Origin of the sequence: Leifsonia virtsii (assembly GCF_030433675.1) — a bacterium.
In the GTDB taxonomy this organism is placed as follows: Bacteria; Actinomycetota; Actinomycetes; order Actinomycetales; family Microbacteriaceae; genus Leifsonia; species Leifsonia virtsii.
In genome coordinates, this window is sequence record NZ_JAROCB010000002.1 from 949761 (window position 1) to 970105 (window position 20345).

Annotated in this window: 21 protein-coding genes; 13 read left to right on the forward strand and 8 right to left on the reverse strand. The window is 65.6% G+C overall.

Translation table 11 applies throughout. The features are described 5' to 3' along the window. Window positions 1-368 precede the first annotated feature (368 nt). The 3 genes from P5G59_RS10575 to P5G59_RS10585 are packed head-to-tail and all read left to right on the forward strand — an operon-like array spanning window position 369 to window position 5380. Window positions 369-1016, forward strand: coding sequence for a DNA methyltransferase (locus tag P5G59_RS10575; RefSeq protein ID WP_301218688.1), 648 nt, complete (start codon window positions 369-371; stop codon window positions 1014-1016). Then, window positions 1009-4344 (forward strand): DEAD/DEAH box helicase, encoded by a 3336-nt coding sequence (locus P5G59_RS10580; protein WP_301218705.1) that lies wholly within the window; start codon window positions 1009-1011, stop codon window positions 4342-4344. The genes P5G59_RS10575 and P5G59_RS10580 overlap by 8 nt, the downstream gene beginning before the upstream one ends. A 1-nt stretch (window position 4345) precedes the next feature. After that, on the forward strand, window positions 4346-5380 hold the full coding sequence (locus P5G59_RS10585; protein WP_301218707.1) for an Eco57I restriction-modification methylase domain-containing protein: 1035 nt from the start codon (window positions 4346-4348) through the stop codon (window positions 5378-5380). Window positions 5381-5548: 168 nt separating this feature from the next. On the opposite strand, the gene P5G59_RS10590 is transcribed toward P5G59_RS10585, so the two are convergent. Together P5G59_RS10590 and P5G59_RS10595 are read right to left on the reverse strand one after the other, a co-directional pair. After that, window positions 5549-6094, reverse strand: coding sequence for an ImmA/IrrE family metallo-endopeptidase (locus tag P5G59_RS10590; protein ID WP_301218709.1), 546 nt, complete (start codon window positions 6092-6094; stop codon window positions 5549-5551). After that, entirely contained in the window at window positions 6091-6456 is a 366-nt protein-coding gene (locus P5G59_RS10595) for a helix-turn-helix domain-containing protein (protein ID WP_301218711.1), read from the reverse strand. The genes P5G59_RS10590 and P5G59_RS10595 overlap by 4 nt, the downstream gene beginning before the upstream one ends. 343 nt (window positions 6457-6799) lie before the next feature. Between P5G59_RS10595 and P5G59_RS10600 the strand changes: the two genes are divergently transcribed. From P5G59_RS10600 to P5G59_RS10625, 6 genes are all read left to right on the forward strand, one after another. After that, window positions 6800-7021, forward strand: a complete 222-nt coding sequence (locus P5G59_RS10600; protein WP_301218713.1) for a DUF2188 domain-containing protein — start codon at window positions 6800-6802, stop codon at window positions 7019-7021. A gap of 11 nt (window positions 7022-7032) precedes the next feature. Continuing rightward, window positions 7033-7716, forward strand: coding sequence for a hypothetical protein (locus P5G59_RS10605; RefSeq protein WP_301218715.1), 684 nt, complete (start codon window positions 7033-7035; stop codon window positions 7714-7716). Between the two features lie 15 nt (window positions 7717-7731). Beyond that, the gene (locus P5G59_RS10610; RefSeq protein WP_301218716.1) at window positions 7732-8001 is read left to right on the forward strand and encodes a hypothetical protein; all 270 of its coding nucleotides are present in this window, start codon (window positions 7732-7734) and stop codon (window positions 7999-8001) included. Beyond that, on the forward strand, window positions 7998-8399 hold the full coding sequence (locus tag P5G59_RS10615) for a hypothetical protein (protein ID WP_301218718.1): 402 nt from the start codon (window positions 7998-8000) through the stop codon (window positions 8397-8399). Before P5G59_RS10610 ends, P5G59_RS10615 begins: the two co-directional genes overlap by 4 nt. Before the next feature lie 8 nt (window positions 8400-8407). Further along, entirely contained in the window at window positions 8408-9805 is a 1398-nt protein-coding gene (locus P5G59_RS10620) for a ThiF family adenylyltransferase (protein WP_301218720.1), read from the forward strand. A gap of 665 nt (window positions 9806-10470) precedes the next feature. After that, on the forward strand, window positions 10471-10698 hold the full coding sequence (locus P5G59_RS10625; RefSeq protein ID WP_301218722.1) for an RNA-binding S4 domain-containing protein: 228 nt from the start codon (window positions 10471-10473) through the stop codon (window positions 10696-10698). Window positions 10699-10804: 106 nt separating this feature from the next. On the opposite strand, the gene P5G59_RS10630 is transcribed toward P5G59_RS10625, so the two are convergent. Continuing rightward, on the reverse strand, window positions 10805-11899 hold the full coding sequence (locus tag P5G59_RS10630) for an SRA domain-containing endonuclease (RefSeq protein WP_301218724.1): 1095 nt from the start codon (window positions 11897-11899) through the stop codon (window positions 10805-10807). Window positions 11900-12031: 132 nt separating this feature from the next. Between P5G59_RS10630 and P5G59_RS10635 the strand changes: the two genes are divergently transcribed. Next, window positions 12032-12391 carry an ACT domain-containing protein gene (locus P5G59_RS10635; protein WP_301218726.1) on the forward strand — a complete coding sequence of 120 codons (360 nt, stop codon included), beginning with the start codon at window positions 12032-12034 and terminating at the stop codon, window positions 12389-12391. Window positions 12392-12400: 9 nt separating this feature from the next. Here the strand turns inward: P5G59_RS10635 and P5G59_RS10640 are convergent, their stop codons facing one another. From P5G59_RS10640 to P5G59_RS10650, 3 genes are all read right to left on the reverse strand, one after another. Further along, a complete protein-coding gene (locus P5G59_RS10640) occupies window positions 12401-12862 on the reverse strand; it encodes a pyridoxamine 5'-phosphate oxidase family protein (protein WP_301218728.1) in 462 nt (153 codons plus the stop codon). Between the two features lie 516 nt (window positions 12863-13378). Further along, a complete protein-coding gene (locus P5G59_RS10645) occupies window positions 13379-13585 on the reverse strand; it encodes a hypothetical protein (RefSeq protein WP_301218730.1) in 207 nt (68 codons plus the stop codon). A 155-nt stretch (window positions 13586-13740) separates the two neighbouring features. Next, window positions 13741-16323 (reverse strand): winged helix-turn-helix domain-containing protein, encoded by a 2583-nt coding sequence (locus P5G59_RS10650; RefSeq protein ID WP_301218732.1) that lies wholly within the window; start codon window positions 16321-16323, stop codon window positions 13741-13743. Window positions 16324-16458: 135 nt separating this feature from the next. On the opposite strand from P5G59_RS10650, the gene P5G59_RS10655 reads away from it, so the two are divergent. From P5G59_RS10655 to P5G59_RS10665, 3 genes are all read left to right on the forward strand, one after another. Then, window positions 16459-16677, forward strand: a complete 219-nt coding sequence (locus P5G59_RS10655; RefSeq protein WP_301218734.1) for a hypothetical protein — start codon at window positions 16459-16461, stop codon at window positions 16675-16677. A 61-nt stretch (window positions 16678-16738) separates the two neighbouring features. Continuing rightward, window positions 16739-17281, forward strand: coding sequence for a GNAT family N-acetyltransferase (locus tag P5G59_RS10660; protein WP_301218736.1), 543 nt, complete (start codon window positions 16739-16741; stop codon window positions 17279-17281). Window positions 17282-17411: 130 nt separating this feature from the next. Beyond that, window positions 17412-18848 carry an FAD-dependent monooxygenase gene (locus tag P5G59_RS10665; protein WP_301218738.1) on the forward strand — a complete coding sequence of 479 codons (1437 nt, stop codon included), beginning with the start codon at window positions 17412-17414 and terminating at the stop codon, window positions 18846-18848. A 3-nt stretch (window positions 18849-18851) separates the two neighbouring features. Here the strand turns inward: P5G59_RS10665 and P5G59_RS10670 are convergent, their stop codons facing one another. Both P5G59_RS10670 and P5G59_RS10675 read right to left on the reverse strand, forming a co-directional pair. Continuing rightward, on the reverse strand, window positions 18852-19640 hold the full coding sequence (locus tag P5G59_RS10670; protein ID WP_301218740.1) for a hypothetical protein: 789 nt from the start codon (window positions 19638-19640) through the stop codon (window positions 18852-18854). Then, window positions 19637-20269 carry a class I SAM-dependent methyltransferase gene (locus P5G59_RS10675; protein WP_301218741.1) on the reverse strand — a complete coding sequence of 211 codons (633 nt, stop codon included), beginning with the start codon at window positions 20267-20269 and terminating at the stop codon, window positions 19637-19639. Before P5G59_RS10675 ends, P5G59_RS10670 begins: the two co-directional genes overlap by 4 nt. Between the last annotated feature and the right edge of the window lie 76 nt (window positions 20270-20345).

Below are 20345 nucleotides of genomic sequence, written 5' to 3' on the forward strand. Positions count from 1 at the left end.
CTCGCTTCGTTCGCTCCCTCACTGTGTTCCGTCGCCGCCCCATCGATGGGTCGCGGCGCATTGGTGGATTCGAGCCGACACACAGTGATACGTCGGAACACTGGACTTTGGGCCCATCTAGGTTGGTTTATTTCTTACGTTGAGTTCCTTAGCTCCGCGCCAAGTTAGGGAGCCGCAAACTCTGACTCTGCCGGGCCCCACCACCCGCACGACCCAGCGGCCGGACGACTCTCGATCGATGTCGGCCGTCCCCGGTAAGGTAACGAAACGCGCTGAATCGACGCGGCGACGGTTGCCGAACCGGCCTGCCCTGTAGCCTGACCGTACCCGGTGGAGCGCATCCCGGACGTAGTACAGGAGACTTCAGAATGTGGGCGATCGACCAGGAGGTGTTGGTGAAGTCGCGCGCTCGAGTCAAGGCACACGGCGAGGTGTTCACACCGCGCAGCATGGTCGACCAGATGCTCGATCTGGTCAGCGAGGATCTGCAGTTCGTTGACAAGACGTTCCTCGAACCGGCGGCAGGCGACGGGAACTTCCTGATCGCGATCCTTCAGCGGAAGCTCCGGCTAATAGAACGGCGCCTGGCGAAAGATCTGTGGGGTCGCGAGTCCTTGTTTGCCCTCGCCTCGATCTACGGCATAGAGCTGCTTGAAGACAATCATCAGGATGCCAAGGCCGCGATGCTTGAGGAGTTCGCGCATTTCCACACCAGCCGCGATGTCTTTTTGAGTCCCGACACCGACCTGATGCGCGCTGCGACCTTCCTTGTCAACTCGAACATCGTCTGTGGGAACACGCTAACCGGGCTGGACTGGCTCGGCGAGGAGATAGCGCTGTCCTGGTGGATCCGCGACGAAAGCGACCCCGGCATGGTCGTGCGAGAGCCTTTCACATTCAACTCCCTGCGCGCGAGCGCACCCGCGCCAGACCTGTTCGATTACCTGGTTGAACCTGTCCGATATGTTTCCTGCCGCATTGACCATGTGCACGAAGAAGTGAGAGCCGGTGGCTAGCCCGAATATTCGTACTTTCCGCGAGATAATTCCACTCATCTATTCGTGGCGGACCCCGGACATACCGAAGTATGAGGGCTGGGAAAAGATCGGCTACACCGAGCAGGAATCAGCTGACAAGCGCATTGCGCAGCAGGCGAGTCAACTCGGTATCACGAAAGAAAAGGTCTGGGCTTACCAGGCGGTATTCGTGACCGAGGATGGCGGCACATTCCGCGATAGCGACTTCCACGAGTTCCTGCGCCAGCAGGGAATCCAGCGCGAGCTGAGTCCGCGCACCGAGTGGCACGAGTTCGCAAGCGCCCCTAAAGCCTCTGATGACTATTTCAGCGACTTCACCAAGAAGAAATTCTCAGCACCGCAGAGCGTGGTTGCCCGAAATTACGATCTTCGTCCGGAGCAGCAGCGGGCTGTGGCCCAAGCGATAAACGCGTTCGGCGCGACGGTCGGCGCCAGCGAGGTCCTGTGGAACGCCAAGCCGCGATTCGGCAAGACGCTTACGACCTACGACCTAATACGGAAGATGGACGCTAGGCGCGTTCTGATTGTTACCAATCGGCCAGCAATCGCCAACTCGTGGTTCGATGACTACCAGCGCTTCATAGCGCATCAAACCTCCTACCAATTCGTCTCCGATTCCCCGTCGCTTGGACAGCGCACCCCGATGACTCGGGAACAGTGGCGGGCTTATGGCGCGGAACACCTGGATCAAGATCCGCGCATCATCGAGTTCGTCTCGCTGCAGGATCTGAAGGGCTCGCAGTACTTTGGCGGCTCGCTCAACAAGCTCAAGCACATCGCAGATGCCGAGTGGGACCTACTTGTGATCGATGAAGCCCACGAGGGGATCGACACCACTAAGACGGACGTTGCGTTCAAACAGATCAAGCGCACCCACACGCTCCACCTGTCGGGTACACCGTTCAAGGCGTTGGCATCGGGGAAGTTCAGCAACCCAGAACAGATATTCAACTGGACATACGAGGACGAGCAGAGCGCGAAGGAGTCGTGGGCACACCACTCCAACAATGTTGGCCAGGACAACCCCTACGCCGAGCTTCCGACCCTCAACCTGCTGACCTACCAGCTCTCTCGCATGGTCAGAGACAAACTCGCCGCGGGAGTGGCGCTCGAAGAAGATGCCGGGAATGTCGACTATACGTTCGATCTGGCGGAGTTCTTTTCCACCAAGGACAATGGTTATTTCACCTACGAGGCCGACGTCATTAGGTTCCTCGACGCTCTGACGGCGAGCGAGAAGTATCCCTTCTCTACACCAAAGCTGCGCGACGAAATCAGGCACTCGTTTTGGCTACTTAACCGCGTCGCGTCTGCCAAGGCACTCGAAAAGCTTCTCAAGGCCCACGATGTGTTCCGCGATTACACCATCATCCTTGCCGCCGGCGACGGTCGACCCCATGTCGATGACGACGGCGGACTGGACGAGGACGCCGATGACCCGGTGACTGTCGGAAAGTCACTCGACAAGGTCCGCGCCGCGATCGCCAAGGCAGAGGCCGAGGGCGGCAAGACGATCACCCTGTCGGTCGGCCAGTTAACTACCGGCGTTACGGTGCCCGAATGGACGGCTGTCATCATGCTGTCGAACCTTGCCAGTCCGGCGCTCTACATGCAGGCGGCGTTCCGGTCGCAGAACCCGTGCACGTTCACGCGGGGCAATAAAGTGCTCCAGAAGGAAAACGCCTACATCTTCGACTTCGCACCGGAACGCACCCTGACGATCTTTGACGCCTTCGCAAACAACCTTGCCCCGCATCCGCCGATCGATGGCGGACAGCGTAGACAAAATATTAAGCGGTTGCTCAACTTTTTCCCCATCCTGGGTGAGGACACCGAGGGCCGGATGATCGAGCTCGACGCCGATCAGGTACTTACGTTTCCGCAGGTATTCAAAGCGCGGGAGGTCGTGCGACGGGGATTCCTCTCGAACCTCCTGTTTGCAAACGTTGCGGGCATCTTCCGGGCCGTCGAGCACTTCAAAGACATACTCGATCAGCTGCCCGTCGCCAAAGAGAAGAAGGTCGATAAGGGCAAAGCGGTCGAAATGCCGACTCCGCCGCCCGTCACTGACCTCGAAGGTAACGTGGTGGTGAATATCGAGACGGTTATCAACCCAAAGGTGGCCCAGCTCGGCAAACCGATCTATTCGACTGTAGACGTGCCCGAAGTCGACCCCACCGCAGTAAAGGCATCCGAGGCGGCTAAGCAGATCGCCGCAATCGTGACAGAAAAGGCCCGCCCGACACGCACCGCAGTGGCCGCTGAGTACAGCATGACGGCCAAGCAGGTCGAGAACGATGAGAAGGCCACGGAAGCCCTGGTGCAGGCGAAAGTCGAACGCGCCTACGTCGAGCACCAGATCGCTATCAGCCACATCGACGATGAAGCTAAGGCCGCGGCAAGTGAGGCTGAATTTGACGCGGTTCAGTCCAAGCGAGCTGTGGCAAAAGTCGAGTTCGACGCCAAAGTTCTTGATATCCTTCACGACACTCTCGAAACGTTGACGGAAACCGTCGTCAAGCGTGAGGAGACGAAGAAGGCGCAAAGAGTGGTCGATAAGACCCTCGATGACGCTCGAGATCATTTGCGCGGATTCGCCCGTACTATCCCGATGCTTCTCATGGCGTACGGCAAACGGGAGACCACCCTTGCGGACTTTGACGATTACACCCCCGACGACGTGTTCGCTGAGATTACCGGGATCAGCGAAGAGGAGTTCCGCAAACTCCGCGACGGTAGGGATGTCATTGACCCGCAGACCGGCGAGCTTAGCCGAGTCCCAGGACTGTTCGATGAAGCGGTATTTAACCAGGCGATCCAGGAGTTCCTGAACAAGAAGGCTGAGCTCGCAAACTATTTCGATCCAGCGCTGACCGAGGACATCTTTGGGTACATCCCGCAGCAGAAGACTTCGTTGGTATTCACTCCGAAGCGTGTCGTGCAGATGATGTGCGACGTGCTAGAGACGGAGAATCCAGGGATCTTCTCCGACTCCAGTAAGACTTTCGCCGACCTGTTCTCTACAGCTGGCATGTTCTGCATGGAGATCGTCCGGAGACTCGACGCTGGACTGACTGAAGCAATGCCGGACTCAGACGAGCGGCTCCGACACATCCTGACCCGCCAGGTATTCGAGATGAGCCCCAATCAGATCTTGCACGACATCACACTTGAGGCCGTCAGTGGTGGTGTGGCGGAGCGACGGATGTGGCTAGAGAGCTCGGGTCATTTCCGGGTCAAAAACCTCGCCACTATGACCTCCGAAGAACGCGAGCGAGTAGTGGATGAGATGCTGGAAGGCAACTGAAATGGCCAAGAAGTTCGATGTCGTCATTGGCAATCCTCCTTACCAGGAGGAAGCCACGGGCTCTGCGACACACAACATGCCGATCTACAACCGGTTCATGGATGCGGCCTACGAGGTCGGGGAAAAGGTTGTGCTTATTACGCCCGCCCGATTCTTGTTCAATGCCGGCTATACACCCAAGGCGTGGAACGAGAAGATGCTATCGGATCCACACCTGACGGTACCGATATATGTTCGCGACAGCTCTGAGCTCTTCCCCGGTACAAAGATCCGAGCAGGTATTGCAGTCACCTACCGAGATGCTGCCCGCAAGGGCGAGCCCGTCGGCACATTCACTGAGTACCCAGAGCTAAACAGGATTGTCCATAAGGTTGCAGAGCATGGCTTCAAGCCGCTGGAGGCCCTCAACATGACTAGCTCGCGCTCCTACCGCTACACCGCCGCAATGCACGAAGCCTTTCCGCAGGCGCTAGGGCTGATGCCGTCAGGGGAACAATTCAAGATCAATACCAAGACATTCGAGAATCTTTCTTTCTTGTACTCCGAAGAGCGGCCCCAAGACGGTCACGAGTATGTCCAACTCCTCGGTGTAATCAAGAACAAAAGAGTGCTCCGCTGGATTCGAAGCGCGTTCGTCACCGGACCGGAGGGATTCAACAAGTTCAAAGTCGCCGTACCTGCTGCGAACGAGTCAAAAAAATTGGGGCAGATGGCGGCTCCCCAGGTCCTCGGTCCCAAGATCGGTGTTACGCAGACGTTCCTGACTATCGGCGCGTTCGACACTGAGTCAGAAGCTCAGGCGTGCTTTGCGTACGTGAAGACGAAGTTTGCGCGCGCGATGCTATACGTGCTGAAGGTGACGCAGCACAACCCGCGAAGCACCTGGAAGTTTGTCCCCGCAGAAGACTTCACGAAGGCCTCGGACATCGATTGGACCAAGACGGGCGCGGAGATCGATGCGCAACTCTACGCGAAGTATGGCCTCGACACCGACGAGATCTCGTTCCTCGAGAACCAGATCGTGCCAATGTCATGACGCGAGCGCCGGCGTTTGCCCACGTTTTTTGCCCGCAATCGTACGAGGTTACGAGTGATTCGTGGAGATCTAATGTCGCTGAAATCACTCGACTGATCAGCACTTTTGCTGAAGCCAGCTGATGTTTAACGAGCAGTATTCGGGTCCAAACGCCGTAGCATTTGCAGGCTAAGGTTGTCCCCATCGGCTGGCGCGCGCTCGCGCTACGATCTTGCGCGCGCCGGTCGAGTTCATCCTCCAAGCGGCGGCGCGCACGCTGATCCCGAAATCACGGGCGACGATTTCGTCCGGCGCGTTTTGCCACGCGAGTTTCACGGCGGCATCGTACGGGAGGACGAGTTCCCCGGCGAGGTAGGTGGCCTCGTCTTCTTGGTCGCCGACGCGGGTGCGACAGCCCTTTTCGTCGACCAGTGACGCCGGGAACTCATGCTCGAGGACAACATGCGACATCTCGTGGCTCGTGGTGAGCCGGCGTCGGGTTGACGGTTCGAAGTCGTTATCGATGATGACAGCACCGGTGCCATTTGGAACGAGCGCACCGGAAACAGCGTCCTTTGGGAGGCGCTCGGGAAGGAGGGCACTGGTTGCAATCACTTGGATGCCGTATAGGGCCGCCAGTTCGTATGGGTCGAAGGGATCCATAAGCTTGAGGCCTAGTTCGTCACGAACCTCGAGTGCGAGCCGCTTCGCATGAGCCTTGAACCCGTGGATCATTCGTTGACGGCGGCTCGTGCTCTCTTGAGCGTGAGGGAGATGATCTCTTCGATGTACTCGACATCTGCCTCTTTCAAGTCTTTTCGTGCTCGAAGTAGCGGTGCGAGTTGTGCGACTAATTCCGGTTCTTCGCGGTCTGCGTTGTCGTCCCGGTCGGTGAAGAACTGGTTCGCGTCAAGGTTCAAATAGTCCACTATTGTGGCGAAACTGTCTGCATCTGGTTTGTAGCCGTTTGCCATGCGGGAGAACAGCGATGGGCCAACGCCCACTTCCTTCGCGAGAGTGCGCCACGAAAGGCCGTTAGCGCGACGGGTCGCATCGAGCGCCGCGTACAGACCTTCTACATCGATGCGTGTTTTCACTGGATCCGCTCTAATCTGCTCTGCTCTGATCTGCTCTGTTGGATACGCAGGACGGTTCGCTTACCGGGCCGTCGGGCTAATTTAACTGGCTATCTGACTGTTCCAATTCTGCAACAGTAACTCGGTTTAGTGACAGGTCCCTGTTGGGGGCTCCGCGATCCGCATCTTCTCGGGAGTGCTGAGCATGCCGAAATCAAATCCGACCCACCGCGTTCGATGTGTTGCACGTTTCGAACAGTGAAGCTAATCTGGCACAGACAGGAGTGTTGGAAAGATCCAACACTGTTCGAGAATCTGCACAAGTGGGTATGGAACCGGGAGTGTTCCGGAGAGGGAGAAGGTCATGACGAGGAAGCGGTGGGACGTCGTCCCAAACGGTACGCAGTGGAGACTCACCCATCTCGGGGCGACGGTGTCCAACCACCTGGCGAAGCAGGCGGCGATCGATGCAGGTGTCGCCGCTGCTCGGGCGAACCAGCCGAGCCAGCTGCTCATCCACCGGCAGGACGGGGCCATCGAAGACGAGCGGACCTACGGCGACGACCCGTTTCCGCCCCGCGGCTAAGCGGTCTCAAAATGGCTGAGATCTTCGACCGCGCCCTCCAGGCGCTTGCTGTCCTGGTGCCGATTTTTGCGCTGATTCAGGCGCGGCGGATGCCTGGCCGGAAGTACGCAGACCGAGCACGTACCTCTCTCGAGCTGGCCACCGCGCTCGAAGCCGCAGGCGCAACCGCAGTTCCGGCCCTCCGTCCGGCGACCGCTCAGGCAACGCCAGCTCGACTGCGTGACGACGCTCGGTTCAACGCCGCCCGCTACCTACAGAGCGGGGCACCCCTTGGACTGCGAGCCCCGCTGATCGGGATGGCGACCTTCTACGTGATCGCGTTCGCCTGGATGGGCGTTAGCGATGTCATCGCCCCGAGCTCCCGAGTCGAACTATGGGCAGGGACCATCCTCCTCTGGCTGAGTGTCGCCGCCCTGATCGTCGCGCTCGTCGCCCTCTACCGCCGGCACCTCGATCACACCGCGCGACACGGCGCTGGCCTGCCCGTAGTCACCACCGTCTCCGAACTCCGCGACGCCGTCAAGATCATCCGGAACCGGATCGCGCTCATCCGTCATCGGCGACGAACCGGTGGAAGCAGACATCCTGCCCCTTCTCGGGCGGCAACCATTCAGCAGACCGACCGGTCTGCAGATCATAGGGCAGCACCGCGCCGCCCACTTGCGGCCTCAATCGTGGAGCCGCACACCTCATGAAAGGAACACAAACACATGACCCACACCGAGCAGGTCGGAAACAAGGCGCACGCGAAGGACGTGACCGTGCTGTTCAACAAGCAGCACATCACTCTCCAGCAGCGCAGGTACACCGGCATCGAACTGAAAGAAGCGGCGATCGCTCAGGGGGTCGCCATCCAGCTGGACTTCGTTCTCTTCGAGGTCAAGCACAACGGCCGTCGTGACGTGGTCGGCGACCACGACACCGTCGAGGTGAACAAGGAGTCCGAGTTCGCTGCGATGGGCAACGACAACAACTCATGACATTCACTTCCGATGTCAGCCGTGCGATCGACGAGCTGCGCGCTTCGTTCCCGGATTCCTCAGTCGTCGCGGAGGAGACCGGAGACGGCGGCGCGTGGGTCCTCATCGACCCTGTCAGTATTGGGGCTGCGTTCACGGTCGAACAGACGTGGGTGCGGTTCCGGATCCCGTTCACCTACCCGGAAGCGGACATTTACCCGCTCTTCATCGCCCCTGATCTGCGCCGTAGGGACGGCGCTGAACTGCGGGCCGAGCACGGTTTCCAGCAGGTCATGTGTGGCCCGGACGGGACCATCCCGTCGACACAGCTGTCCCGTACCACCCGTGGCCTTCAAAGCGGGTGGAACAACGCTGCCGGGAAGCTCCTCAAAGTGCTGCGATGGTTGGAGCAGCAATGAGCTGGACAATGACCATCAGCGGAGCCCACTGGGCCGAGCTCAACGCTCACATCTTCCCCGGCGATCGCGACGAGCACGGAGCTGTTCTCCGCTGCGGTATCGCCGGAAGCCGACTTCTCGTCCGTGAGGTGATCCGTGCCGTCGACGGCCGCGACTATGTCCCCGGCACGAGCTCGTACCGACGGCTTACCGCAGACTTCATCACGGGACAGGCCCTTCGGTTCGCTGAGGACAACTCCGTCTACGTCGCCGTCCACAACCACGGCGGCGACGACGAGGTGGAGTTCTCGGACATTGACCTGGGATCCCATGAGCGCAGCTATCCGGCACTGCTGCAGATCACCGGCGCGCCAGCCGTCGGCGCGCTCGTATTCGCCAAAAATGCCGTCGCCGGTGACATTTGGACAGCTGACGGGGCAAGGCGCCCGCTCGAGAAACTGGTTATCGCCGGCCCCTTCCGCCGAGAACTGTACCCCGCCCCGCGCGCCCGGCAGGCGGCGCTGCCGGCGTACAACCGGCAGGCGCTCCTGTTTGGGGCTGCTGGTCAGGACATCCTCCGCCGCCAGAAAATCGCCATCATCGGGCTTGGCGGAGCCGGATCGCTCATCAACGAGGAAGTCGCCCGCCTCGGCGTCGGACACCTCATTCTGATTGACGCTGACCGGATCGAAACCTCCAACCTCTCCCGCGTCGTCGGCGCTACCAGATTCGATGCGCACACGTGGCTTACCGGCGAAGACCGTCCAGCCTGGATGCGCCAGCTCGGCGGGCGCCTCACCGCCCCGAAGGTGAGGATCGGGAAACGAGTCGCGAAGCAGGCATCGCGGCACGCCCGCGTCGACATCGTCCGCTCCAACGTCGAAGATGCCGGCGTGTGGAAACAGTTGACTGACTGCGACCATATCTTTCTCGCCGCCGATTCTCATACAGCCAGGCTCCTCGTCAACGCGATAGCCCATCAATACCTGATCCCCGTGACCCAGGTCGGCGCGAAAGCCCAAGTAGAGGGCGCGGGCGACGTCGCGGCGGTGTACTCCGTCAGCAGGCTCATCGAACCCGGCCAAACCTGCCTTCGCTGCAACGGGTTGATCTCATCGACCAAACTCACCCAAGAAGCCACTCCTCCGGCCGAACGCAAGCGTCAGAGATACGTGGACGACGCAGACGTCCACGCCCCCAGCGTCATTGCGCTCAACGCCGTGGCCGCAAGCATCGCAGTCAACGAATGGCTGATGCGAACCGTTGGACTGGCGCGGCGAGCGATTACTCCCGACTGGGTCACCGTCGACGCCCTCCACGGCGAGTACAACTTGGATGGTGCTCGGCAGGATCAAGACTGCCCCTGGTGCGGGCCGCGACGTTACGGGCAAGGCGACGCTCTTGAGCTACCGGTCAAGATTCGGTGATCTGGCGGAAAGCAAGTGTGGTCGCGGTGCCGGCTCCCAGAACGGTCTGGGTGAAGCCTAGAAGCGACCCCGGCAGCCGAGCAGGGTCATCTGCAAGGGATGTGGTAGGCCAGTCGTTCGGAGGACGCTGGCTTCCCCGAACAAACGAGCGAGTGAGATGCTTAGTTATGTCATCCGCCCGAGCCGAAAGATTGGCGCCCGACGTTCGCCGCGTCGCCCAGTCGCGGTCGAGTAGCCAGCGCATCGGCTTGCACATGGCAAAGGCCGCCTCGGATCCGTTAGCGCTGGGGCGCCTGAGGTAGCAGCCTGGTCACGACTAGGCCTCACCAAATCGTTCGCCAAGTCGCAAGTACTAGATTTCGGCAGGACGAAATTTGCCCACAATTTGCCCACAACCGAGTGAGTTTCTATGTGATCGCAGTCATCTCTCCGGGGTCGAAAAGCGCGGAATTCCGCGGTTTTTGGCACCAGGCGAACGGTGATTAAAGGGTGGTCGCAGTTTTCGAGTCCCTCTAGTGGTGATCGTCGCCGCACATGACAGGAGATGCGGCTTGGTGTTTTCGGGTGGCAATGTAAGGACCTGCATTCGTCGTGAGCGTTTCCCGTGGCTTGACGCGGGACCGCGGCGACTCGGGCACGCCCGCTTGGTCGGCTAGCATTCCGGCATGACTAACTCTGGCCGCATCGAAGACGTACCGATCGGCGGCGACGTCATTCGCCTCGGCCAGTTCCTGAAGTTTGCTGGGCTCCTCGACTCGGGAGGGAACGTGAAAGAAGCCATCATCGACGGCTTCGTCACTGTAAATGGGGAAGTAGATCGTCGACGCGGGCGTCAGCTGCATGTGGGGGACGTCGTTACGTTCGCGGGGCGGAGCGTGCGAGTTCGCCCGTGAAGGCGCGCACTCCAGTCCTCCGAGGCTGACTATCGATCCTTGCGCTCAATATGGAGGAAGACGAGCCGTAGGACGAGAGCGACTACGCCCAGCCCGGTGAGCGAGCCTAAAACCCGGACGACACGATCTCGAACTCGTCGTCGTGTCGAACAACCAACGTGATGCCGTGCCGCCCCAGCAGCTCCACGAGATCCGGCGTCGGGCGAGAGGGCAGCAGCACTACAGGCGTCGCAGACCTTCCCGCCTGCTCGGCTACATGCACGTAATCGAGTACCTGGCCGATCGCGGTTCGTACGTACTCCCGGCCGGAAGACTTCTTGGCTTCCACGATCCATCCGCGGGACTCCACGTATAGATCCGGCTCGATCGTCGCACCGTGCGAGGTCAGCCTCAAGCGCCGAGGTTCGTCACCGCCGGCCCGCAGCCAGGTGCCAAAGTCTGACTGGAGGGCGAATTCCAGGCGTGAGACTACTCGATCAGCTGATACCTCTGGAGCTGCAACAGCGACCACAACGTCGCTAGTTTTCGGAGGCGTCCATGCTTCAATATCCGCTCGTGGAGCCTTCAGTGCGGATTCCGGCGCAAGGAGAGTGATGGCCGCGTCCACCGGAACCAGGTTGAAGATCAGGCCGGTGCGCGGGTTCCCGTCCACGTCAGGAATGGTTCTTTCCCAGTAGGTGGGATCGCCGGTCGCAAATTCCCCGACATGCGTAACCGACGTGCCCTGGACGGTGAAGAGGCGAATCGGTCGCCCGCTGGACCCGGATTCGGCTAGCGCGCGGTTGCCGCGCGTGAGCTGCTGATCGCCGCGCTGGCCTTCCCCCGTGTATGAATATGAACCGTCTTCTTGAAGGCCTTCGAACAGGTGGTAACCGAAGGCCGAGCCGCTTCTAACATCGGTGAACACCAAGATGTCGGGCAGCGTCTTGAGAGTCACGATCCCGTTCTGGCGGCTGCCGTTGTACGCACCGTGGAGCGCCCGGCGATGGACGGTGTCTCCGGGTTCAAGCGTCCAGACGGCCGGCTCCGCGCGGGCCGATCGTCCGATGCGCGCCCTTACCTTTTCTGCTTGCTCATCTGTCAGCATCCATCGCGTCGTAGCCTCCGGCAGCGTCCCGTAGAGCTCGCGCAGGATGCCTCTAATCCGCTTCTGGCTGACGTTGAGCTCGAGAGAAAGTTGCGCAGGTGTGATGTTGGGCATGCTTCGACGCTATGAAATGCAGGTAATGCCTGCAATCCCCACGACAGGGCACTGGAAGCATCGCTCGTGCCTCGAATTAGCGCCGTCCGGCACGGCCTGGACACGGTCTCCAATCGATGAAACCCTGCCCACATGTCTGCAGCCGACCTCCAGACCCTCCGCATCCTCGACGGCCGCTACGTCCTCGAGCGCCTGACCACCGACGCCCCGCAGACCGAGGTGCTCGCCACCGTGCACGGCCCCGACGGCGGCGCCCGGATGCGGCGCGACGACTCCGCGGCCGCGGACACCTGGGTGGCCCTCTGGAACGGCGACGCCGCGCATTCGCCGGAGGCGACGGGGATGCTCGCCGTGATCGTCACGCCGCTTGCGGCGGGAGGTGTGCCGGTGTGGACGGCCGCGAGCTACGACGGCGACATCGTGCTGGTTCCGCAGGACCGGTTCGCCGATGTGCAGCAGCTGCTCCGCGACGCCGGCCACGCCGTCCACTGACGGGCGGCCTCACACCTCCAGCGACATGTCCAGCACGTTGCCGTGCCCTGGGTCGCCGCCGCGCACCAGCACGTACCGGTGCAGGATCCGCGCCTGGTAGAGCTCCATCGGGCCTCCCGCGTCGACGTCAGCCGGTGAGAGCGCCCGACCGAAAGGGAGGCGGTCGTTGAGCGCGCGCAGGGCCGCACCCACCTCGTCCGCCGGGACACGGGAGGCCGCGGCGTCGAAGTACGCCGCCTCCGCGCTCCCCACCGGGACCGTCGAGTCGAAGACGGTGACCGCGACCGACGAACGAGACGCGATGTTCCGGGAGTGCCGCGCGTCCGCGCCGGACACCCAGCGCAGCCGGTCGTCGCCGAGCGGGGCGACGAACACCGGCGTCGCCCACGGGCGTCCCGAGGCATCGGCGGTGGCCAGCACGCAGTAGCGGTTCGCGGTCAGGATGCGGTCGATGGTGGCGCGATCGGTCATGGCGACCTCCGGAGAAGGATCAGCGGTGCGGGGCGCTTAGCGCGTGGGCCAGCGGCGGAACCGGGCGGCCCGACGGGCGGGCGAACAGCGTCCGGATGGTGCGGGCGACGGTGCGCGTTCCATGATGACCTCCACAGAGACGAGACGGGTGAATTCAGTGCGCCGGCACCGCGGCCAGCTTCCGCACCAGCAGTGCGAGCGCGATGACCACCAGCGACAGAACGCCGCCGGCGACGAACGCCAGGTGCGCTCCGGCGGCAGCGGCCGACGCGGACGGCGGGCCCCGGTCGGCGGCCCGGCGGCCTCCTGCAGGGTGGATGGTGGCGCTGCCGTGCGATCACAGGGCCGGCGGGAGCGAGCCGAGCGAGGAGTTGAAGGCAGGCTCAAGCTGGACGAGGACGCATCCCTCTTCGGCGGCTTGCCCGACACCCCGCGGGTGCTGTACAGCGCGCACGTGCCCGCGTAGAGACGACGACCGCGGCCTGCGGGCCCGAATCCGCAGACCGCGGCCGGCCCTCAGGGCATGAACCGCAACCACTCCTGCCTCGGCAGCCTCAGCCGGCGGCCGAGGTGCTCCACCTCCCACTCCTCGGGGGTGGAGGAGAGGTAGACGGCGAGGATGGTCTGTGCCGTCCACTCGTCCGTCCCGCGCGTCCAGCGCACCAGGTGGAACTCCGCGCCGATGCGCGGCGTGAGGCCGATCGGCAGCTCGATGTCGGTCATGTCCCCCTCCGGTTCCGGGGTGCGGCGGTCGATGGCCCGATCCTTCGGCGGCTCACCCCTGTGCGCAGCACGTTAGGGGGCGGCCGGCGCCGGCGGCGTCACCCGGCGAGGGTGACCCTGCGGGTGATTCGGGTGACGGGAGGGCGCACCCGCGCTCAGAGCGCGTCGCCGGTGCCCAGCGGCTCCAGCAGGCCCAGGTCGGCGGCGCGGTCGACGGCGGCGGAGCGGGACTGCACGTCCAGCTTCCGGTAGATGCGGGCGATATGGGTCTTCACGGTGTTCAGCGACACGTACGCGCGCGCCGCGATCTCGGCGTTCGACAGCCGGGTCGGCAGGTACGCCAGGATGGCGAGCTCGCGGCGGGTGAGCGGCTCCGGGAGCTCGTCGGCGCCGCCGTGGCCGACCAGTCCGGCGGTGCGGACGACGTGGCGGCGGAACGCGTTCGGGGCGCCGGGGAGGGACTCGATGAGCGCTGCGACCGGACGGCCCGCGGCGAGGAAGGGGCCGAGCAGCTGCTCCGGCTCGGCGAGCGAGAGGGCGCGGACGAGGTGCCGCTCCGACGCAGCACGGTCGCCGGAGGCCGCCTGGAACCAGCCGAGCGCGAGCTCCTGCTCGACCTGGCCGATCAGGGTCGGCGACGGGTCGGAGTGGAGCGCATCCCGGAGGCGGCGTCCCGCGGCGGTCACGTCGCCGCGCGCGAGCCGGGCGGCGACCTCCTCGAACGCGACGGAGGACCATCCCTCCGGTGTCTCGTGGGCGGGCTCCGGCTGGCCGGACTGGCGGGCGGCGCGCAGCCGGACGGCGTCCAGCTCCACCTGCACCACGGGCGGCGCGGGGGTGGGCGGCTCCTCCACTTCGGTGGCTCCGGATGGGGCGGACAGGCGCTCCGCGAGCACGGCCAGCCAGAGCAACTGGTGGCGGGCGTTCCCGGTGGCGCGCAGCACACCCTCCCGCAGCGACAGCGCCCCGGACTCGGGCGCGCCGCGGCGGGCGGCGACGAGGGCGAGGGCGAGGTGCGGGTCGCCGGTGGACTGGTGCTCGCGCAGTCCCGTCTCCGCGGCCAGCTGCAGCGCCTCGTCGGCGCGCGCGGTCGCGGCGGCCAGCCTCCCGCTCAGCGCATCGACCATTGCACGGCTGCCGAGCGCGTGGATGCGGTAAGGCGCGTAGAGGGCGCCCGGCGAGGCCAGCATCCGGTCGAGCCGCTCCTCTGCCTGCGCGAGCCGGCCGAGGAACAGCTCCGCACGCGCGACGGAGGCCAACGTGAGCGCATACAGCGGCTCGCGCTGGGTCAGCTGCATGATGTCGGGCAGCGTCATTCCGGGATCCGCGTCGAGCGCCGCCAGCGCCATCACGCCGTCCGCCAGCAGCGTCTCGGCGGCCGGGACGAACTGGACCCCGGCGGCCAGGTAGCCGCGGGCGATCGTCCGGATCCCGTCGTCCAGGTCGGTGCGGTCGGCGACGATGCGGAGGAGCTCCACGGCCTCTCTGGCGTGGCCGCTGATACCGAGGGCGATGCCGTACAGCACCTCCGCCTGCGGGTCGGCGCGCCGCACCTCGGCGGGGACGGCGGACAACCAGCGCACGAGGGTGGCGGAGTAGCCGACCTCGAACGCCTCGCGCCCGGTGGCGAGCACGAGCCGCAGGGCGTCCTCCCACTGCCGGGCGCGCAGCAGTGCCTGCACGGCGGTCACCGAGTCGTCGCGCTCCCTCGACCACTCCGCGAGCCGCACGAGCAGCGTCTCCTCCAGCCCGGGATGCTCGACCCGCAGCCTCAACCGCATCAGGTTGCGGAAAAGGGGATGGAAGGCGAACCACCCGGGCCGCTCCGGCCGCGCCGTGAGGAACATGGACTCGCGCTCCAGCTCGCGCAGCAGGTCCGGCGCGAGGCCGTCGCCGGCGAGCAGGGGGACGAGGTCGGGGTGGAGCTCGTCCGGCACCGACAGCCGCAGCAGGGCCTCCCGCAGCTGCGGCGGCTGCGCGTCCAGCACCTCCTCGCCCAGGTAGTCGACGATCAGCCGGTCGCTCTCGGCGATGCTCGCCAGCAGGTCGTCGTCCGGACGCGACCGCAGCGTGAGGCCGGCGAGCTGCACGCCCGCGGCCCAGCCGTCCGTGTGCTCGCGCACCAGGGCGGCCGTGCGGGCGGGAACCTCGCCGCCGCTCAGCAGACCGAGCAGGCGAGCGGCATCGTCGTCGTCGAAACGCAGATCGCGTTGCCGGATCTCGACCAGCGAGTGGCGCAGGCGGTGCTGGGTCAGCCGCATCCCGGTGTCGACGCGGGAGGAGAGCACCAGGTGCGCGTTCGGCGGGAGGAGGTCGGCCAGCTTCCACAGGTCGTCGACGAGTGCGGGGTTGCGCAGCCTCTGCACGTCGTCCACGACGATCACGACCTCGCCGTCGACGTCCGAGAGCGCGCCGACCACCGCATCGAGGTAGGCCTCGCCGAGGCCTCCGGTCGCCTCCGGTGCAGGCAGCAGGGAGGCGATGCCCGGGTGCGCGTGCGAGAGCGCGGAGGCGAACCGGCGGGCGAACCGCACGGTGTCCCGGTCGATGTCGGACACCTCGAACCAGACGAAGGCGAGATCGGGACGCGACTGCACCCACTGCGACAGCAGCACCGTCTTGCCCGAACCGGCCGGTGCGATGACGACGGTCAGGGGCGAGCGGACGCCCGCGTCCAGCAGCTTCAACAGGCCGGGCCGGGAGACCGCGTGCACCGGAATTGGGCTGCGGTCTGGCATCCGGGCTCCCGTGATCGGACTTCGGGATACGTGAATAGAAGTCATCCTATAAGGGTGACGACAGCCTCCTCCCGATGCCGGATCATGCGCAAGAGAGCACACGGAAGGACGAGGTTCCGGATGGCGGGTCGGCGCGTGGAAGTCGTCGTGGAGGGCAACCCCGGCTGCCTCTTGCAGCAGGTCGGCGAGCTGCACGGCTTCTCCTGCACGGCCGCGCGGCACGGCTGCACGCGGATCGTCGGCGCCGTGGCCGACCAGGCCGCGCTGCTGGGCCTGCTCGAGCTGCTGGACGAGCTCCACGTCGAGGTCGTGTCGGTGCGGCGGGTGGAGGGGGCCGGGGTGGACGCCCGGTGAGGTAAGGGCGCAGGCGCGCTCGCCGCTCGCGGCCGGCCGCCGCGTCCGCTAGACAGGAGTCATGCTGACCGGCACCACGGTCGGGCTGCGCGCCCGGCACGAAGAGGACATCCCCATCCTGCTGACGGAGCTCTACGAGGACGTCGCGGGCTCCTCGCGCGCGGAAAGTGGACCCTGGCGCCCGGTGGTGCCGTGGGCGGACGACCCGCGGCTGAAGCCGGACCCGTCGAACGACGGAGTCGTGGCGTTCTCGGTGGTGGAGCTCGGCAGCGGCGCCCTCATCGGCAGCGCGACGGTGTGGGGGATCGACACGCACAACCGCAACGCCCATCTGGGCCTCGGGCTTGTGCCCGCCGCGCGCGGCAAGGGGTACGGCACCGAGACGGTGGCGCTGCTGTGCCGGTACGGCTTCGTCGTGCGCGGGCTGCGGCGGCTGCAGCTGGAGACGCTGGAGGACAACCACGCGATGCTGCGGGCGGCGGAGCGCAACGGCTTCGTGCGCGAAGGACGGCTGCGGTCGTCGTCGTGGGTGATGGGCGAGTTCCTGGACGACATCGTGCTCGGGCTCCTCGCCGAGGAGTGGAGCGAGCGGGCGGCGGACTGACGTTCCGGCCCCTCCCGCATTTCCAGGATACCGGACGGGCGGGGGCTTGCGGCAAGGGCCCCCGCATCCACCAGAATGGCTGGTCGCGGCCGGAATCCGACGATCTTCCGGCGCGAGGAACGGGGCAAGGATGACGGAACACGTGTACGACACGATCATCGTGGGCGGGGGCCCGACGGGGATGATGCTGGCCGCCGAGCTGCGGCTGCACGGCGCCGACGTGCTGGTGCTGGAACGGGACGCGGAGCCGACGCAGCTGGTGCGGTCGCTCGGGCTGCACGCGCGGAGCCTGGAGATCATGGACCAGCGCGGACTGCTCGACCGGTTCCTGGAGCTCGGCACCCGCTACCCGGGCATCGGCAGCTTCGCGGGCATCCCGGCGCCGCGCCCGGTCGTGCTCGACACCGCGCACGGGTACACCCTGGGCCTCCCGCAGCCGGTCACCGACCGGCTGCTCGCCGAGCACGCGGCGGAACTCGGCGCGCAGCTCCGCCGCGGTGCGGAGGTCGCCGGTTTCGAACAGGACGACGAGGGCGTCACCGTGTCGCTGGCCGACGGCGAGCGGCTGCGCGCGCGGTGGATGGTCGGCTGCGACGGCGGCCGCAGCCTCACCCGGCGCACGCTCGGGATCGGGTTCCCGGGTGAGGCGCCGACCACGGAGTGGATCCTGGGAGAGGTGGAGGTGACGGCGTCGGCGGAGGAGATCGCGGCGATCTCGGAGGAGGTGCGGAAGACGCACCGCGGCTTCGGGATCGGGCCGGCGGGGGAGGGACGCTACCGTGCGGTCGTCCCGGCAGCAACCGTGTCGGAGGACCGGACGACGCCTTCGTCCCTGGAGGAGTTCCGGGAGCAGCTGCGCGCCTACGCGGGCACCGACTTCGGCCTCCACTCGCCCAGGTCCCTGTCGCGCTTCACCGACGCGACCCGGCTCGCCGACCGCTACCGGGTGGGCCGCGTGCTGATTGCGGGCGACGCCACGCACGTGCACCCGCCGCTCGGCGGGCAGGGGCTGAACCTCGGCATCCAGGACGCGTTCAACCTCGGCTGGAAACTCGCGGCCGAGCTGAGCGGCCGGGCTCCGGAGGGGCTGCTCGACACGTACTTCGCCGAGCGACACCCGGCGGCGGAGCAGGTGCTCACGGTCACGCGCGCGCAGAGCGAGCTGATCGACCCGGCGCCCGGCCCGCAGGCGGTGCGGCGGCTGCTCACCGAGCTGATGGAGTTCGACGACGTCGCGCGGTTCTTCGCCGAGAAGATCGCGGGAACCGGGGTGCGCTACGACCTGGGCGGCGACGGGCTGGTCGGTCGCCGGATGCGCGACCTCCCGCTGACCCACGGCCGCCTCTACGAGCGGATGCGCGACGGACGCGGGCTGCTGCTCGATGAGACCGGCGCGCTGTCGCTCGACGGCTGGACGGACCGCGTCGACCTGGTCGCCGAGCCGGCGGAGGGACTGGAGGCGCCGGCCGTGCTGCTGCGGCCCGACGGCCATGTGGCGTGGGCGGGCGACGACCAGGCGGGACTGGTGGAGGCGCTACAGCGGTGGTTCGGGCGGTCCGTCGCCTGAGGGTCAGCCGCCGTAGGACGAGTTGACGATGATCGGCGTGCCGTTCGACTCGCAGATCTGACCGGCCAGGCTGTCGGCGGCGGTGAAATCGCCGAGCGGAGCGTGCAGGAGCCCGCCCGGGTGGTCGCCGTCGCCGGTCAGCCAGGCCGCCAGCTGCGGGATGACCGGTCCCAGTAAGCCTGCGGACGCGCCGTCGCGCTGCGTCGACTCGGACAGGGTGGCGAGTCGTGTTTTGGCATCGGCGGTCTTCTGGGCCCAGCCCGCATCCGTGAGATCGCCGTGCTCGTGCGCCTGGTCGGCGTTCCAGAACGCCTCGGTGATCGTCGAGAGCTCTGCGCACTGCTTCTTGGTCGCCTGGTCCGGGACGAACGGGCGTGGGCTGAACGCGAGAGTGGCAGCGAACCGGCTGTCGTCGGGTACGGTCAGGTCGACCCGCACCCGGGTTCCGGGATACGTGTGGCCGAGATCGAAGTCGAAGGTCTGCGCGCCGCCGCACGTCCCCGAGCGGGTGTCGATGCCGCCGAGAGCAGGAGCCACCGCGAAGAGCCCGGCGGTGCAGGAGAAGTCGACCCGCAGCGACCGCGCCCCCGTCGGCATCTCCAGCTCCATGGTCGCGCGGCCGACGTGGAAGAGCCGGGCGGTCGGCCAGTCGGCCGTCGAGACGGAGGCCGCCGGTGTCGGCGTGTGCGCCGTCGCGGTGGTGGTGCAGGCGGTCAGTGCGACGCTCGCCAGCGCGACCGTCCCCAGAGCGGCGGCAGTCGCCAACGCTCTGGCGAGAGGGTGCCGGCTCACGGGGTGACGCTCGCTTCAGCGCTCCGCGTCAGCTCGGCGATGAGCACCTCGTCGGCGCCGTCGGTCCACGTGTCGGTGCGGCCGACCGCGAAGCCGGCGGGTGCGACGGTCGCGGAGAGGTGCTCGACCGAGTCGAATGGGATGTGGTCGATGAAGGCGGGCGGCGGCGCGGCCTGGTGGCGCGACCGGTCGAAGGCGAGGAACGTCGCCGTGATCGCGCGTCCGCCGGGTCGCAGCACGCGCGCCCACTCGGCGATGGCGGCGCCGGGATCCGGGAACAGCTGCAGGCCCGTAACGCAGGTCGCCAGGTCGAAGGTGTCGTCGGCGAACGGGAGGCGCGTCGCGTCGCCGACGAGCAGGTCGGCCTCCGGGAGGTGGCGGCGGGCCTCGTCGATCATGCGCGGCGCCAGGTCGACGCCGGCCGCGGAGCCGTCGTAGCCGCGGTCGCGGAGGGCACGAAGCACGAGCCCGGTGCCGGTCGCGACGTCGAGCACCGCCTCCACGCCGTCGAGGTCGGCGAAGGCGGCGACGGCCGCGGCCAGGCCGCGGTGCATGGCGCTCTCGTCGTAGGTGGGCGCGCGGTCGTCGAAGCGTTCGCGGACGACCCGGAGGTGCTCGTCATCGGTCACCCGCGTCAGCGTAGCGGGGAAGAGGAGGCGCTGGAAGAAGGTGCGGCGGTCGGCTCCACCCGAAAGAGCCGACCGC

Coding starts and splice junctions, on each gene's coding strand:
- P5G59_RS10575 (WP_301218688.1), top strand. CDS start 369: ATGTGGGCGATCGACCAGGAGGTGTTGGTGAAGTCGCGCGCTCGAGTC.
- P5G59_RS10585 (WP_301218707.1), top strand. CDS start 4,346: ATGGCCAAGAAGTTCGATGTCGTCATTGGCAATCCTCCTTACCAGGAG.
- P5G59_RS10590 (WP_301218709.1), bottom strand. CDS start 6,094: ATGATCCACGGGTTCAAGGCTCATGCGAAGCGGCTCGCACTCGAGGTT.
- P5G59_RS10600 (WP_301218713.1), top strand. CDS start 6,800: ATGACGAGGAAGCGGTGGGACGTCGTCCCAAACGGTACGCAGTGGAGA.
- P5G59_RS10605 (WP_301218715.1), top strand. CDS start 7,033: ATGGCTGAGATCTTCGACCGCGCCCTCCAGGCGCTTGCTGTCCTGGTG.
- P5G59_RS10610 (WP_301218716.1), top strand. CDS start 7,732: ATGACCCACACCGAGCAGGTCGGAAACAAGGCGCACGCGAAGGACGTG.
- P5G59_RS10615 (WP_301218718.1), top strand. CDS start 7,998: ATGACATTCACTTCCGATGTCAGCCGTGCGATCGACGAGCTGCGCGCT.
- P5G59_RS10620 (WP_301218720.1), top strand. CDS start 8,408: ATGACCATCAGCGGAGCCCACTGGGCCGAGCTCAACGCTCACATCTTC.
- P5G59_RS10625 (WP_301218722.1), top strand. CDS start 10,471: ATGACTAACTCTGGCCGCATCGAAGACGTACCGATCGGCGGCGACGTC.
- P5G59_RS10630 (WP_301218724.1), bottom strand. CDS start 11,899: ATGCCCAACATCACACCTGCGCAACTTTCTCTCGAGCTCAACGTCAGC.
- P5G59_RS10635 (WP_301218726.1), top strand. CDS start 12,032: ATGTCTGCAGCCGACCTCCAGACCCTCCGCATCCTCGACGGCCGCTAC.
- P5G59_RS10640 (WP_301218728.1), bottom strand. CDS start 12,862: ATGACCGATCGCGCCACCATCGACCGCATCCTGACCGCGAACCGCTAC.
- P5G59_RS10645 (WP_301218730.1), bottom strand. CDS start 13,585: ATGACCGACATCGAGCTGCCGATCGGCCTCACGCCGCGCATCGGCGCG.
- P5G59_RS10650 (WP_301218732.1), bottom strand. CDS start 16,323: ATGCCAGACCGCAGCCCAATTCCGGTGCACGCGGTCTCCCGGCCCGGC.
- P5G59_RS10660 (WP_301218736.1), top strand. CDS start 16,739: ATGCTGACCGGCACCACGGTCGGGCTGCGCGCCCGGCACGAAGAGGAC.
- P5G59_RS10665 (WP_301218738.1), top strand. CDS start 17,412: ATGACGGAACACGTGTACGACACGATCATCGTGGGCGGGGGCCCGACG.